13 protein-coding genes are annotated in these 14,501 nt (G+C 43.0%); all 13 read left to right on the top strand.

Annotated elements, in window-relative coordinates; translation table 11 throughout:
* Positions 1–380 precede the first annotated feature (380 nt).
* The 13 genes from WC788_03280 to WC788_03340 all read left to right on the top strand — a co-directional run bounded on the left by WC788_03280 (position 381) and on the right by WC788_03340 (position 14,489).
* Positions 381–1,502, top strand: a complete 1,122-nt coding sequence (locus WC788_03280; GenBank protein MFA6096621.1) for a hypothetical protein — start codon at positions 381–383, stop codon at positions 1,500–1,502.
* 136 nt (positions 1,503–1,638) lie between these two features.
* Positions 1,639–2,913 carry a hypothetical protein gene (locus tag WC788_03285; protein MFA6096622.1) on the top strand — a complete coding sequence of 425 codons (1,275 nt, stop codon included), beginning with the start codon at positions 1,639–1,641 and terminating at the stop codon, positions 2,911–2,913.
* A gap of 50 nt (positions 2,914–2,963) precedes the next feature.
* Positions 2,964–3,980, top strand: coding sequence for a hypothetical protein (locus WC788_03290; protein MFA6096623.1), 1,017 nt, complete (start codon positions 2,964–2,966; stop codon positions 3,978–3,980).
* Between the two features lie 66 nt (positions 3,981–4,046).
* Complete coding sequence (locus tag WC788_03295; GenBank protein MFA6096624.1) at positions 4,047–6,881, top strand: fibronectin type III domain-containing protein; 2,835 nt, start codon at positions 4,047–4,049, stop codon at positions 6,879–6,881.
* 339 nt (positions 6,882–7,220) lie between these two features.
* Positions 7,221–8,396, top strand: a complete 1,176-nt coding sequence (locus WC788_03300) for an NADP-dependent malic enzyme (GenBank protein MFA6096625.1) — start codon at positions 7,221–7,223, stop codon at positions 8,394–8,396.
* A gap of 193 nt (positions 8,397–8,589) precedes the next feature.
* A complete protein-coding gene (locus tag WC788_03305) occupies positions 8,590–9,531 on the top strand; it encodes a PstS family phosphate ABC transporter substrate-binding protein (GenBank protein ID MFA6096626.1) in 942 nt (313 codons plus the stop codon).
* A gap of 1 nt (position 9,532) precedes the next feature.
* The gene (gene pstC / locus WC788_03310; protein MFA6096627.1) at positions 9,533–10,420 is read left to right on the top strand and encodes a phosphate ABC transporter permease subunit PstC; all 888 of its coding nucleotides are present in this window, start codon (positions 9,533–9,535) and stop codon (positions 10,418–10,420) included.
* Positions 10,417–11,274 carry a phosphate ABC transporter permease PstA gene (gene pstA, locus WC788_03315; GenBank protein MFA6096628.1) on the top strand — a complete coding sequence of 286 codons (858 nt, stop codon included), beginning with the start codon at positions 10,417–10,419 and terminating at the stop codon, positions 11,272–11,274. Before pstC ends, pstA begins: the two co-directional genes overlap by 4 nt.
* A 9-nt stretch (positions 11,275–11,283) precedes the next feature.
* Positions 11,284–12,108, top strand: a complete 825-nt coding sequence (locus WC788_03320; GenBank protein ID MFA6096629.1) for a phosphate ABC transporter ATP-binding protein — start codon at positions 11,284–11,286, stop codon at positions 12,106–12,108.
* Positions 12,105–12,275, top strand: coding sequence for a hypothetical protein (locus WC788_03325; protein ID MFA6096630.1), 171 nt, complete (start codon positions 12,105–12,107; stop codon positions 12,273–12,275). Before WC788_03320 ends, WC788_03325 begins: the two co-directional genes overlap by 4 nt.
* Before the next feature lie 37 nt (positions 12,276–12,312).
* Positions 12,313–12,882, top strand: coding sequence for a sigma-70 family RNA polymerase sigma factor (locus WC788_03330; GenBank protein ID MFA6096631.1), 570 nt, complete (start codon positions 12,313–12,315; stop codon positions 12,880–12,882).
* The gene (locus WC788_03335) at positions 12,869–13,621 is read left to right on the top strand and encodes a hypothetical protein (protein MFA6096632.1); all 753 of its coding nucleotides are present in this window, start codon (positions 12,869–12,871) and stop codon (positions 13,619–13,621) included. Before WC788_03330 ends, WC788_03335 begins: the two co-directional genes overlap by 14 nt.
* A 19-nt stretch (positions 13,622–13,640) precedes the next feature.
* Complete coding sequence (locus tag WC788_03340; GenBank protein ID MFA6096633.1) at positions 13,641–14,489, top strand: hypothetical protein; 849 nt, start codon at positions 13,641–13,643, stop codon at positions 14,487–14,489.
* The last annotated feature ends 12 nt before the right edge of the window (positions 14,490–14,501 follow it).

Consider the following 14,501-nt stretch of genomic DNA (forward strand, 5'->3'; position numbering starts at 1 on the left):
TCCGCAAGCGACAGATGACAGTATATTAATTAATAATGTTAAGCTGGTTTGAAAATCAAACTACCGGCATTTAACATATATAAAGGTCGGAGTTGTTTATTTAAACCCTAAAGGTAATTAATTAACTTTAATTATATATGAGGGTGAAAGGTTTAAATAAGTAACTTAAAAAACTTTTATCAGTTAAATAAAAAAACTTCTGCCGAAGTTCAAAATATGGATCTTTGTAGATGTAACGCCTTTTTCGAAAGGTTTTACGAGGAAAGCGAGGCAATCCCGAATTCTCGGGACTGCCAAGCGGTGAAATCCTCGCAATTCATCACTAACATAATATTTATATTTTGTCAATATGTAGGCGGAAGCTTAAAAGGAAAATTACAATGAAAACGAAAACAATGAAAAAGTTCGTTGCACTCTCGGTCATGTTTGCGATGAGCTTGAGCTTCAGTTCAACCGTATTGGCGCAATCAACGATCGGAACCGGCCTAACTGCTGATGTCAGCGGCGGCGCTACTCCTATTGTGAAAGCGAAATGGGAAGCAAATGCGCAGGACAGATACACAGATGCAAGCACAGCGGCAGGAGCGCAATTTTTGCCGTCAGGACAATACAATATGCATAAATCAATTGCAATATGCGCAGTTGTAACCGATCCGGACGGACTTGCAGACATCGACAATGTGTATGCCGATGTATTCTATCCAAATGTTGCATTAGGTTCCAGCCATGTAGCGCTCCCGAATCAGTCAGGTGATGGCTGCGGAGCGTTCATGCAGGAAGATCTTTTGGTCAGACTCCCTAAAGCCGATGGCATTGCGCTATTCTGCGACAGGGTGAGGAATAACAACAATAATCTTCCGACATTCAACACGGCACCGATAGCTTATAGCTATGACGAAATTTGCGGCGCAACAGGAGAATTGGAGAAAGACACGGCTGCCGTTTATTGCGGTGAAAAAGAGATCTCATATGAGGATCCTTCGGGAGATTATGAGGTTTGGGCGATCGGACAGGATAAGAATGGTTTGCAGGGAAAACTTGTGAATCATTTCACTTATCTTCCAATGACCGCATTTGAGACTGATTTCAATCAGGTCGCATATGGAAATGTCAGACTGAACACTCACAAGATCATCGCCGGCGACTTGACTTGGGATGTCTTGAATCAGGGAAGAGCTTCAGTGAGAAACGTCGGAAACACCAGGTTGGTCATGAAGATCTGGCAGAATGATATGGGACTCGGCAAGACTAGCGGACTCTGGAATGTGAAATATGACGCCAGGGTCGGAAGTGCTTCAACATACGCGGTCTATGATCCGGAAACAACAAACGTATTGGATGATGAATTAGACTTGTCAGAATTGGACGAAATGGATTTCTCCATCGACATTTCAAAATTCCCTCCGACGCATGTTGGATCGAACTACACCGGAACAATGACATTGAGCGCAGATTCGCTTCCTCATTTAGTATGCGAGGAGACTCCAGGTCAGGTTCAGTAATACGACTGAAACAATTGAAGTTTAATGTATTGCAGGGGGCGGCGACAAGCCGCCTCCGGAGAGGCTTGAAGCTAAATTATTTTGTTTTTGGTTTCAGACTTCTCGATAATTTATAATCAATAGAAAGCGAGGTATTATGAAAATTAAACGCGCCGTAAAGCAAATATTCATAATAAGAAAACTATTGAAAACAGGTTTCAAAGTATCAGCTATTGCGGTGTTTGCATTTATTTCCTGCATTTATACATCCGTAAATGCCCAAGACCTTGAATTTTTAGGTGTGGCATCTGCTGACATCATTGTGGCAAATAGTGATATTGGCGAAAGCGCCAGCTCGACTTTTATAACCGAAGACATCGTCGCAACCAATGATATTTCGGAAAGTGCGAGTTCGACTTTTATAATTCCGCAGGATGATAAGCATATATCAATTGGCCTGGATCCCGACTCTTCAAGTATCCAGTCTCCGATCATCATGGCGAAATGGGAAGCGAATTCGGACAGATTTACGGATGCGGATGCGGCTGCCGGAGCTCAGTTTATGCCCTCAGGCCGTTATGGGATCAATAAATCCATCGCATTCTGCGCAATTGTGGAAAATTCGGACGCCGCTGGCGCCGTTTATGCGGACGTTTACTATCCCGTAGGCGTGGCTCTTGGAAGCAGCTATACATCACTTCAGGGCCGATCCGGACTCGGTTGCGGAAAGATCATGCAAGAGCAGGGATTATTAAGGATTAATAAGGAATCAGGCATTGAACTTTTTTGCAATAAAATTAGGAATACAAATAATAATCTGCCTTCATTTGGAGCCGGATATGATTATGGAATTGCGTGCAACAATGAAGGAAGTTTGATGAAAGAGACAGCTGCGGTTTATTGCGGTCTCAGGGACATTTCATATGGAGATCCTTCCGGCGATTATATTGTAAGGACTGTTGCCGATCAACCAAACGGGACAAGCAGCACTATAGAAGACATGTTCACATATTTTCCCGTTACGGCTTTTGAAACGGATTTTGATTCTATCGACTATGGCAAAGTGAAGCTGAATTCTAAAAAGGTTATCAGCGGAGATGCCATATTCGACATTACAACGATTAACAAACCGACAGTTCGAAATGTCGGCAACACGAGGCTTACTATGAGAATCGTCGAAGATGATATAGGACTTGGCAAGACATATGAAGATTGGAATGTGCGGTTTGATGCAAGAGTCGGAAATGTATCGGCATTTACGATCTTTGAACCGAATACGCCTACTTTGCTCAATGACTCGCTCGGACTTTTGGATACGGAAAATATCGATTTCTCAGTGAATATATTCAGATTTCCGGAATCAGTCCGGGAAAGACTCGGAGGATCGATGATGCTGAGCGCAGAAGCCGCGCCACACCTTGCTTGCGAATAATACGAAATGTCAACGTTCCAGACAGAATACTCTTATAATTAATTAAATCTATGTACAAAAAAATGATGATCAGCATGACGAGAATACGATGCTTTCTTGTAGCAGTTTTTGTGGTCGCCGCATTGATACCGATCGAGACTCTTGGGATCGGACAAACCACTGACCCTATCGCAATAAAAAATGCGCTGAGAGGAAATGAATACCAGCAGACCATGATCATAGTCAACACTGAAAAAACCGATTCGACGATTGCGTTCGCCGCTCATGGAGACATTGATAAATGGGCTACATTCTATAAATTCAACGATTTCAGCACTCAACTGAGCGATGTCGTATTGAAAACGGGAGAGGTTCGCAATGTCAGCGTAGTATTCAAAATTCCTCAGGACACGCCCAATGGCGAATACAAAGGATTCATCAGTGCAGTCAAGAAAAATGATTCTTCAAGCTCAAGTGAAGGATCAAGCACTTCCGTTTCACAGGAAATAAACAGGGAGGTCACTATTGATGTAAATGATAATGAAGTTGTATCGTTCGAAGTCTCAGTCATTCCCAAGACATATGACCTTGTAAAAGGCGAGATGCTTGAGATCAGGCTTGTTTATGATAATAGAGGAAATACGAACATCACTCCTCAAGCCCAGATCAAGATAAGGAAAGACGATCAGACCGTATATAATTCGATATATCCTTATCCGGAAAATGAACCGGGTGTGAAACCGGGAGCGGTATATGAAATTCCGGCTATCCAGATCCCAACCAATAATTTCGAGAAAGGAAAGTTCCGCGCGGAAATGAATTTTCTTGTTGACGGAAAAATGATATTCGAAAAGAAATTCGGATTTTCCGTCGACATGCTGGGCGCCGACGACCAGGCCGGACTCGTTCTCGGGGCCAATGATAAAAACCTCATAAAAGGCATCACTGACATCGGCTTGCCTTTATATGCGATCTTGGCATTATTCGTCATTGCAGGTATTTCTTTGATCTATAGAAAAAGCAAGCAAATGAAAAAGGTCCAAGTGATTCAAAAAGATATTTCCGATGTCGCTGACGTGCAGCAATAAAGCCAATGTTTTCAAATAGGATGATTAGGGGGGATTAACAATAACCGTAAACGTATGAATGTGACCATGAGCGAGTGTTTGACGGAAACAAAAAGAATTGCAAAAAAGATCATAAATATAAAAAGAATAAACAGAGCGTTGTCCTTGATAAGCGTAATCGCACTCGTCGTGCAAACCACGATTGCGGGAAATATTGCCGGCTCATTTGTTTTTAGTGCAAAACCGGCTTTTGCTGTTTCTGCTGGTAGTTCCGTGAGTAAGTGTGAATGGTGGAGCCAAGAAGAGATAACGCCTGGAAATTGGGGTTGGGCAAGTAAGATTAATTATGACGTCACCAAAGCATGGTGCGATGGGAAAAGTCTGCCTCCAAATCGTCTTTCAACGTATACTCCCGCAGCCACCGCGAAAATTTCAGGATATAAATACAAGGACATAATTAATGATGGAATTGACGAGGGGGATACAAAAATTGCGGGATGGGAAATCGTCCTCTCTGGCAGCAAGTCGGCCACGACATCAACCGATGCGAATGGATATTATGTATTCAGCGGACTTATGCCCGGCAATTACACAGTATCGGAAGGATCAAATGCCGAAAAAGGAACGTTCGTCCAAACAGTGCCTGCCGGAAGCAGCTATTCGATCGCACTATCGGAAGCAGAAAATAAAACAGGAAATGATTTTGCGAATTATTTTCCGAGTTGCGGAAATTCACTGACAGATGTTTTTGATGTTTACAGCGAAGCCTGCGACGATGGGATCCTGAATGGCGTTTACGGCTACTGCAACAGCGATTGTTCCGGCCAAACTGCAAGCATTTGCGGTAATGGCGCAAAAGAAGGCGATGAACAGTGCGATATTAGCGATGGTGTGGGAGCACATCAGTCATGTTCAGATCAATGTTCGATAATAGATCTTCCTTTTTGCGGGGACAGTGTCAAAAATGGAGATGAAGCCTGCGATGGAACAGACGGAGTCGGCGAGCATCAAGCATGCACGGAAAATTGCACTATCGTCGATCTGGCATTTTGCGGAGACCAGACAAAAAACGGGAATGAGCAGTGCGACGGAGGCGACGGAACAAGCGAGCATTACAGCTGTACAGCTTCATGCACACTTGAATATATCCCATATTGCGGCGACGAGATCAAGAATAATAATGAAGCTTGCGACACAAATGACGGCATAGGAGACCATCAATCTTGCAACAATGAGTGTTCAATCGTGAATATCCCATATTGCGGCGACGAGATCAAGAATAATAATGAAGCTTGCGACACAAATGACGGCATTGGAGACCATCAGTCTTGTTCAGAGACATGCTCGATTGTCGAGCTGCCTTACTGCGGTGATGGCGCTAAAAATCAGGAAACTGAGGCATGTGATGACGGAAATGCGGCTAACGGCGACGGATGCTCGGCAACTTGCGAGACAGAGATGCCGCAAGGACCTGTTTGCGGCGACAATATCAAAAATGGAAATGAGCAGTGCGACGGAACGCAGGGCATAGGAGAGCACGAATCGTGCAATAGCCAGTGCGTCATCCAGAACGATCCGTATTGCGGAGATAATATTGTAAATGGAACTGAAGGTTGTGACGGAACGGCAGGAGTGGGCGAATATCAGTCTTGTTCCAACGAATGCACCATCACGAATCTGCCATATTGCGGAGATGGAGAAAAGAACGCAGCGGACCAGTGTGATGACGGAAATGCGGCTAACGGCGACGGATGCTCGGCAACTTGCGAGATCGAGGAAGAAAATAGCAATAATAATGGAGAATCCGGCAACAACAATACGGGCGGAGGAGGTTCTGCTGCGATCATGCAGTTCAATATTTCGGGCGAATCGCTCAGGTCATCGAATATCCGCGAAGACAGCGTCACGATCACATGGCTGAGTTCGCATTTCGCATCAAGCCAGGTCATATATTCTCTGGAAGGAGAAAGCCACGATCTGGATCTCAATGATAATTCCGGCACGCCGCCGAAATACGGCTATGCGCATACCACGGCCGAATTCGACAAAGATCCGAAAGTCACGGGACATTCCGCCACGATCACCGGATTGACGCCTGGTTCCGTTTATTACTATAGAACCGTTTCGCGCGGATCGTTTGCGGTCAGTGAAGAAAAAAGCTTTACTTTGCCGGATGCTGTGGTCAACAATTCTGATGCGAATACTGCTGAAACGGCGGTCGCCAATAATGACGAAGGAGAGGTGAAGGGAATCACGTCAACATCGGAAGGCGATTCTCGCGACTGCAATTACATATCGTCATTCATCAGGATCGGCGGGATCAATGATCCCGGCGAAGTGGAGAAAGTTGAAAAATTCCTGAATGATTTTGAAAGTGAAAATCTTTCCGTTGATGGAAAATTCGAGCAAGCGGATTCAGATGCGATATCAAGGTTCCAGAAGAAATACACGAGTGATATTCTCGTGCCGTGGAATGGCAACATTCCGACCGGAAACGTATTTACCACAACGATGAGCAAGATAAATGAAATATATTGCAAGAAGGACTTGCCCCTGACCGCAATACAGCTTGACGAGATCAGTGCCACGAAGACAAGGCTTGCGCTCGCTATTGCAAACAGTTCATCTGGAGACACGGAAAGTCCGGCTGCAGACAAAACAGCTCAGGATGAAACCGCCAGTGAATCTGTTTCGAATGATGCATCAACGAATAGTGAAAATGGAAATGTGAAAGGCGCGTCTTCGGAAAATACCGAGAACGGAAGCGACGGAAATATCAGTAATGAAACGGCAAAAAACAACGAGATCGAAACGAAGGTGGCGGGATATCAGACATATCTGAATTATATTCTGATTTTTGCCATAATTGCATCGGCAATATATGGATATGGCTATTATCGAAAAGGTAAACGGGAAGAATAAAACTCCAGAATCTCAACGTCTTTAAGTGGAATAGATGCCTTCAGATGCTATAAATGCTCCGCAGGAGAAGCGGAGTGTTTATTGTGATGCCAGAACCTGCCTTTCGGACAAGCAGTCGGCATGGTTGAGTTTATTGTGATATTTTGCTTCCGCATAAGAGAACCGTTTAATTCACCGTGACAGGAAGCGTCTATGGAGTTCAAATTTCAAACAAATATATGATCCGTTCCAACACTCGATTGCCCGGGGAGAAATAACTGTTTTGCTAATTGCTATTTATATTATTTGATTTATTTGATATAATTAAAAAATAGCGCAATTTATATTTTAACAACTTTTATGAAACAATCAGATTACAAAAAATCATTGGCATTGCACAAAAAACATGGCGGGAAACTTGAGATCAGAAGCAAGTTCAAACTGGACAACAAAGACGACCTTTGCCTCGCTTACACTCCTTGCGTAGCTGAAGTCTCAAGGGAGATCGCAAAAAACAAAGAACTTGCAAAAATTTATACATTGAAGAAAAATACGGTCGCTATAGTTTCCGACGGAAGCGCTGTGCTTGGGCTTGGAAACATCGGCCCCGAGGCCGCGATCCCTGTCATGGAGGGGAAAGCCGTGCTTATCAAGAAGCTCGCGGGAATCGATGGTTTTCCGATCTGCCTGGACACTCAAGATCCGGAAGAAATAATCAAAACAGTACGAATGATCGCTCCGGTGTTCGGTGGAATAAATCTCGAGGATATTTCCGCGCCAAAATGTTTTTATATAGAGAGCCAATTGCAGGACGTAGGGATTCCCATCTTCCATGATGACCAGCATGGAACTTCAATTGTGGTCACAGCAGCTTTGATAAACTCGGCAAAGGCGCTCAAAAGAAAAATATCAGACATGAAAATAGTCATCTGCGGCGCGGGAGCTTCAGGAACAGCCATAACAAAAATGATCCATGCGACTTTGCAGCCGAAAGATATCGTCGTCTGCGACAGCCAGGGGATAATCAGCCGGAGCAGAAGCGACCTGAATCCCGTCAAAATGAAGCTGCTTGAGATCACGAACAAACAGAACATTTCGGGATCGCTGCAAGATGCTCTTCCTGATGCAGATGTTTTTATCGGAGTATCCGTCGGAGGGATACTGAAACCGGAAATGATCACTCTTATGAACGCCGATCCGATCATCTTTGCGATGGCAAATCCGGTGCCGGAGATCATGCCTGATTTGGCGATCAAAGCCGGCGCTTCGATCGTGGGGACCGGAAGAGGAGATTTTCCCAATCAGATCAACAACGTGCTTTCTTATCCCGGCGTTTTCAAAGGACTGCTGTCATCCGGACTCACAAAGCTTACCGACGACATCAAATTAACAGCTGCGAAAGCTATCGCCGATTGCGTGAATAAGCCCAATAAGAACAAGATCCTTCCGAGCGCTCTCGACAAAAGGGTGCCTAATGAAATCGCGAAATCAATATACGCATATAAAAAAACAAAGCATAGGATCGATAGCAAGTAAAGGTCTGCCCCCGCCTCAAGAGACGAAGAACTGTCTTTGTGCTAAAAAGCATTTCTTATTATCAAGCCCTGGTTTTAAAATAGTTTTTATGCTTAAGATGACGACTGATTTTTTTGACGTTTCGACTTTTTAAATGTATAATAAATTCATATAGCTTGAACTGTTTAATATAACGCTGTTAATTTTAAAAACAATGAATAAATTAAATCTGATAGTGTTAATCTTTTTAATAAGCTGTGTCATGGCTTATATTTTTTTTGGCAATAATGCGAACGATATTAATAATCCGCAAAATACTCAGAATGAAAGTTTGGCGATGAAAGGATCCGATACTGAAGTTCAACTGGTTTCTAATCTCGCCGAAGCATTTACTGTGAAAAATTCCAATGCCGATATTTCTGTAACTGGCGGAGGAAGCGGAGTAGGCATAGCCGCCTTGATCAACGGCGAAATAGATTTGGCAAATTCATCGCGGGCAATGAAGCAGGATGAGATATCTCAATCTGCGAACCGTGGTCTTGATGTTCAGGAGTTTATCCTGGCAATTGACGGTCTAACTGTTATTACTCACTCTGAAAATCCTATCAATCAACTCTCCATAGACCAACTTGGAAAAATATACAAAGGGGAGATTAAAAATTGGAAAGAAGTGGGTGGAAATGACACTCCAATCGTTCTTTATGGGAGACAGAGCACCTCGGGAACCTATAACTTTTTTCGAGATTCGGTTGTTAACAGCGATTATTCTTCAGAGATGAAAACCATGGAAGGCAATCAGGCTATTGTCGAAGCAGTCAAGCAGGATACAAATGGCATTGGATATGTTGGTGTTGGTTATGCTAAAAATGACAAAGGAGAACCACGACAAGATATTAAGATTATATTACTCCATGGAGTTGGAGAGCCCCCCGTTTCTCCGCTTGATGAACTTGCTGTCAAAGATGGCCGATATCCGATCGCTCGACCAATATTTCAATATATACCGCGTCTTCCCCTGAAAAATTCTATCCTGGAAAGATATCTCCAATTTGAGGCGTCAAATGAAGGGCAAATAATAATTGAAAATGCCGGTTTTTACTCACTCAATGACGAATATCGCAATAAAAATCAACAATTGTTCAATAAGATCAAATAAAGTGAACTCTAATCATAGTTCGATCAATATTTCAGAAAATCTTCCCAAGTGGGCCTTTGGTTTTATGGCCACTCTTACAGTTGTGATTTTGTTCGGGATCTTTATATTTTTGCTCATAAGCGGTCTGGGAACATTCAGGGAGATCGGGTTAGGCGAATTTTTTTTGGGAACCGATTGGAATCCGACCGCATTCAATGCTCCGTCCTGGGGGATTCTGTCTTTAGTCGCTGGCACAGTTATGATCAGTTTGCTGGCAATTTCGATTGCCATTCCTTTTGGTTTGTCAATCGCGATATATCTTTCCGAAATAGCTTCTCCTAAAACAAGAGAGATTCTAAAGCCGCTTGTGGAAATGATCGCCAGCATCCCATCGGTAGTACTGGGTTTTCTGGGACTGCTGTTCGTGGCTCCCCTTATCGCAGGGATATTTCATTTAACGAATGGACTGAATGCATTGACCGCTTCCATTCTGGTTGCAATCGCAGCTTTGCCGACCATTGCCAGTATCTGCGAAGATGCTCTGTCGAATGTCAATCAGAGGTTCAGGGAAGCGAGTCTGGCCCTGGGAGCCACCAAATGGACAACAATAAAAAGAATAGTTATCCCTGCGGCGAGTTCCGGTTTGATCGCAGCTTGTATGCTTGGCCTGGGAAGGGTCATTGGTGAGACAATGATCGTACTCATGGTTGCCGGCAACAATCGGGCATTTCCACATTCTTTTTTAGATGCAGTGAATCCTATGACGGCTAATGTCGCCATTGAAATAAAAGAAGTTGTGGTAGGGAGTCTTCATTGGCAGAGCCTATTTATGATCGGATTTGTTCTTTTTATGATGACTTTTGTGATAAATTTCATAGCAGATTTATTGATTTACAAAAAATCATTATGAAAATAAAAAACATTACATCGGAGTCAATATATTTTTCTATATTTCACGCCATGACACTTATAGGAATAGGGTTGCTCATTTTGACTCTGATTCTGCTGCTTTTGTCCGGATACTCCGTGATCGATCAGGATTTTCTGACAAGGAACTGGCAGCATAGGGACATTACCCAAGGGGGCATATTTCCTGCTATTTTGGGATCTTTATATTTGGGACTTGGCGTAATAGTGATAAGTTTTCCCCTGGGAATAAGTACTGCGATATTCCTTACCGAATATTCGAAAAATAATCTATTGAACAGAATAATTCAGCTGGCTATCAGAAACCTGTCCGGCGTGCCCTCTGTAGTATACGGCCTGTTTGGACTCGTGGTTTTTGTAAACATTTTATCCTTCGGCTCTTCTCTCCTTTCGGGGGTTTTAACGTTATCACTCATGACCATACCGTGGATCATTACGGCTTCAGTGGAGTCTTTCCAATCCGTACCGCAAAAATTCCGCGAAGCAAGCCTTGCGCTCGGAGCAACCCAATGGCAAACGATCAGAAAAGTAGTGCTTCCATCAGCTATTACCGGATGCATAACCGGAGGAATTATAGGCGTAGCTCGAGCGCTTGGTGAAACAGCTCCGCTTATTATGGTCGGAGCTACTTTTTATCTTTCAAAGCTTCCTTCTTCTCCCCTTGATAAATTTATGGCTCTTCCTTATCATACATTCATTTTAGCAACCCAGCATTCCAGTCCGTATGCCAATAGTTATGCGGCGGGCACGGCATTCGTATTGATAATGCTGACTTTTTTGTTGAGTTTGGGCGCGATCATTCTGCGCTTTCATTTTAGAAGTAAAAAAGATTGGTAAACCAAATTTATGCACAAAACAGTCATTTCAGTTCGCAGTCTTAATATCTGGTACAGTGATTTTCATGCAATCAAAAATGTCAATATGGATCTTCCTGAAAATCAAATAACTGCTCTCATCGGAGCGTCTGGCAGTGGAAAATCAACATTCTTACGATCCCTGAACAGGATGCTCGATATCATCCCTAGCGCGAAAATAGAAGGGGATGTGATTTTTAAGGGAGAAAATATTCTTGATCAGGATTCTGATGTAGTCTCACTGCGCAGAAAAATCGGCATGGTATTCCAAAATTCAACGCCTTTTCCTAAGTCAATTTTTGAAAATATCGCGTATGGCCTTGAATTACAGGGTATCAAAAAAGAATCCCGCGGATTTTGGAAAATGTTCAGTAATCAGAAATATGACTCACTTGAACTGGAAAAAAGCAGCCATCCTCTGGACAAAGCAGTTGTTAAGAGCCTTAAGGAGGCAGCGCTTTGGAAAGAAGTCAAGGACAGACTGCATCAGTCGGCATTCCGGTTATCCGGCGGACAGCAGCAGCGTCTATGCATCGCCAGGTCCTTGGCAGTGAAACCGGAAGTGTTGTTATTGGACGAACCTTGCTCGGAGCTTGACCCTATCTCAACCAGAAAAATCGAGGAGCTTCTCACTTTATTGAAAGAGAAATATACTATTGTCATCGTTACCCATAATCTATATCAAGCAAAACGAATTTCGGATCATGTCGGTTTTTTTCACATGGGAGAATTGATGGAGTTTGGAAGTGCTAAAGATATTTTTGAACATCCTAATCAACCCATTACAAAGGAATATGTATGCGGAGGTTTTGGATGAAAAATCGGCAATATATCATAAAGCTCAGCGACTGCAATGAGATCAGTGCGCTGAAAAGAACTTCTCATGCATACAAAGTCGGAAGCAAAGTTTCAATCACCTTCTATCCGGACAATATACTGATATTCGATAAGCCGGTAAATCTCGATTCGGAAATGTCTGTTTAGAAAGTCACATTCAGCACTCTCATTCGTTATTATCAGTATGGAAAAAATCACAGAATACAACACGAAGCTTTTGATGAATTTGGCAAAAAATGGCGACAGTGAAGCATTTGAAGCCGTTTATTGCAGATATTTTACACCCATATACAGATACATCCTGTGCGGCGTCAGAAACAGGGAGATCGCAGAAGACATAGCTCAAACGGTATTCCTGAAAGCATTCAAGATGATAGAGAACTACAAAGACAACGGATCTGATCCTGCGCCATACTTTTACACAATTGCGAAAAATGCGGTTATCGACCACTGGAAAAAGAAAAAAGACATTCTTTACGGCGACGATCCGGAAAGAGTAAACACTATTTCCGATGTTTCGAAAAACCCCCTTGAAAAGATCGAGGACAACGAAAAGGCGCAAGAACTGATGGAATGCGTTGGAAAACTGTCCGAAGACCAAAAAGAGATCATTACCCTGAAATTCATTTGCGATCTTTCTAATCGCGAGATATCCGCTTATACGGGAAAAAACGAAGATGCCATAAGACAGCTTCAATGCAGAGCTCTGAGGTCGCTAAAAAATATATTAAAAACAACGCATGAAAATAAATAACGAGAGCGACGTTCAAATAAACAAAGCCATCACGCTCAGGGAATCCGGAAAGAGCGATGAGGATATATTCAGGATGTTTCCCTCGCTGAAAGATGAAATATCCGAAATTTTCGAGATCATCGATATGCTGTCACAAAACGGAAAAAAAATGCTTCCCCCAAAAAATCTTTTGAAAAAGGTGCTTGTGAACGTACCCAGACAAAACAAGACTGAAAGCATTCTAAAGCAGGGGGACAGGACGTTTCCACGGCATGCAAACAACAAGCCTTTCGATGAGGAACCGTATCAGCAGAAAAGTCGAGCATACTTTAACATATTAAATCTAATTTCAAACACCATGAACAAAAAAACTGCTATGGGCATGGGAATTGTCATTCTCATGCTGGTTTTTGCAGTCGGCGCTTCAGTTGCACTGAAGGGCAAACGGGCAAAGAACTTAAACGATCAAAATATCGCCATAGAAAATGAGATCAATGCCGAAAAAGATTCTTTTGAACAGGACAGCGCGGACCTTGACGAACTGGCCAGCGACAATTCAGCTGAAGAAATAGGAACGGGACTTGCGGATATTGATAAAGAGGTCGAGACCGCATCCATAACCTCGGCTGCCGAACTGGAATTATTCGAGAAAGAACTTGCCTATGACCTCGACGCTTTTTCATCGGACCTGGACAGCACTTCCGGGATCGAAAATGACAATTCGCTAAACACACTATCTGCCGATCTTGGCGGAGTATAATAAATAATTATTTAAAAATATGAACAAACAATTATCAAAATTACTTCTCGTGGCGATGTTGTCGCTTGTTATAACTCCAAGCGTACATGCCGGAACCCTGAAAGATATCGACGATAGAGCAAAAGTAAATTATGAGCAAGCCAGACAGACATATCTTAGCGAAGTCGCAGCCTACAAACAGGCACGGCTGGACCTTCAAACAGCGAAACTAAAATTGGCAAGATTTAAAACAGTTGAGAACAAGGCCGCCTACAAAAGCTCCGTGCAGAAGTTCCTTTCAAACTCTGTTTCTGCGCTCATCAAATATCTCGAAGCATTGGAAAATAAGGCGTCAAACGTCCGAGGAATATCAGAGACCGAAAGAGCGGACATAATCGCTTATATCGATGTTGATATAAATTGGCTCAAGGAGAGGCAAACTGCCCTTTCCGGAACGCTTACGGACGAGCAGCTGAAAAGCGAAGCGATTTTGATCCGCGATTATTGGAAAAATATAAAAACCACTTTCAAAAAAGGAGTTGCGGATATCTGGATCGCACGAGTTAATTATGTCATTTCAAGAGCCGAAGAATTATCGACGAAGGTATCGGATAAGATCGAAGAGCTCAAAGCCGAAGGAACAGATACGGCCGAATTAGAGGGATGGCTGGCCGACCTGAATTCAAGCATAGCATCAGCAAAGGATAAAGTTGCGCTCGCAAAGGAAAAAAGACAGAACATCAGCGATGTTAATTTCGATCAGATGGTGGCGGAAATACACAGATTCGTCAAAGATGCGAATCAATATATAGTAAAATCCCATGCCAGCCTCGTAGAGATCGTCCAGGAAATGAAAAAAATATCTGGAACGGGAGAAGCCAATCAATAGATGTCACGAAAA

The sequence above is a fragment of the Candidatus Paceibacterota bacterium genome, from assembly GCA_041661265.1.
In the GTDB taxonomy this organism is placed as follows: Bacteria; Patescibacteriota; Minisyncoccia; order JAHIHE01; family JAGLIN01; genus JBAZUT01.

Coding starts and splice junctions, on each gene's coding strand:
- WC788_03280 (MFA6096621.1), top strand. CDS start 381: ATGAAAACGAAAACAATGAAAAAGTTCGTTGCACTCTCGGTCATGTTT.
- WC788_03285 (MFA6096622.1), top strand. CDS start 1,639: ATGAAAATTAAACGCGCCGTAAAGCAAATATTCATAATAAGAAAACTA.
- WC788_03290 (MFA6096623.1), top strand. CDS start 2,964: ATGTACAAAAAAATGATGATCAGCATGACGAGAATACGATGCTTTCTT.
- WC788_03295 (MFA6096624.1), top strand. CDS start 4,047: ATGAGCGAGTGTTTGACGGAAACAAAAAGAATTGCAAAAAAGATCATA.
- WC788_03300 (MFA6096625.1), top strand. CDS start 7,221: ATGAAACAATCAGATTACAAAAAATCATTGGCATTGCACAAAAAACAT.
- WC788_03305 (MFA6096626.1), top strand. CDS start 8,590: ATGAATAAATTAAATCTGATAGTGTTAATCTTTTTAATAAGCTGTGTC.
- pstA (MFA6096628.1), top strand. CDS start 10,417: ATGAAAATAAAAAACATTACATCGGAGTCAATATATTTTTCTATATTT.
- WC788_03320 (MFA6096629.1), top strand. CDS start 11,284: ATGCACAAAACAGTCATTTCAGTTCGCAGTCTTAATATCTGGTACAGT.
- WC788_03325 (MFA6096630.1), top strand. CDS start 12,105: ATGAAAAATCGGCAATATATCATAAAGCTCAGCGACTGCAATGAGATC.
- WC788_03330 (MFA6096631.1), top strand. CDS start 12,313: ATGGAAAAAATCACAGAATACAACACGAAGCTTTTGATGAATTTGGCA.
- WC788_03335 (MFA6096632.1), top strand. CDS start 12,869: ATGAAAATAAATAACGAGAGCGACGTTCAAATAAACAAAGCCATCACG.
- WC788_03340 (MFA6096633.1), top strand. CDS start 13,641: ATGAACAAACAATTATCAAAATTACTTCTCGTGGCGATGTTGTCGCTT.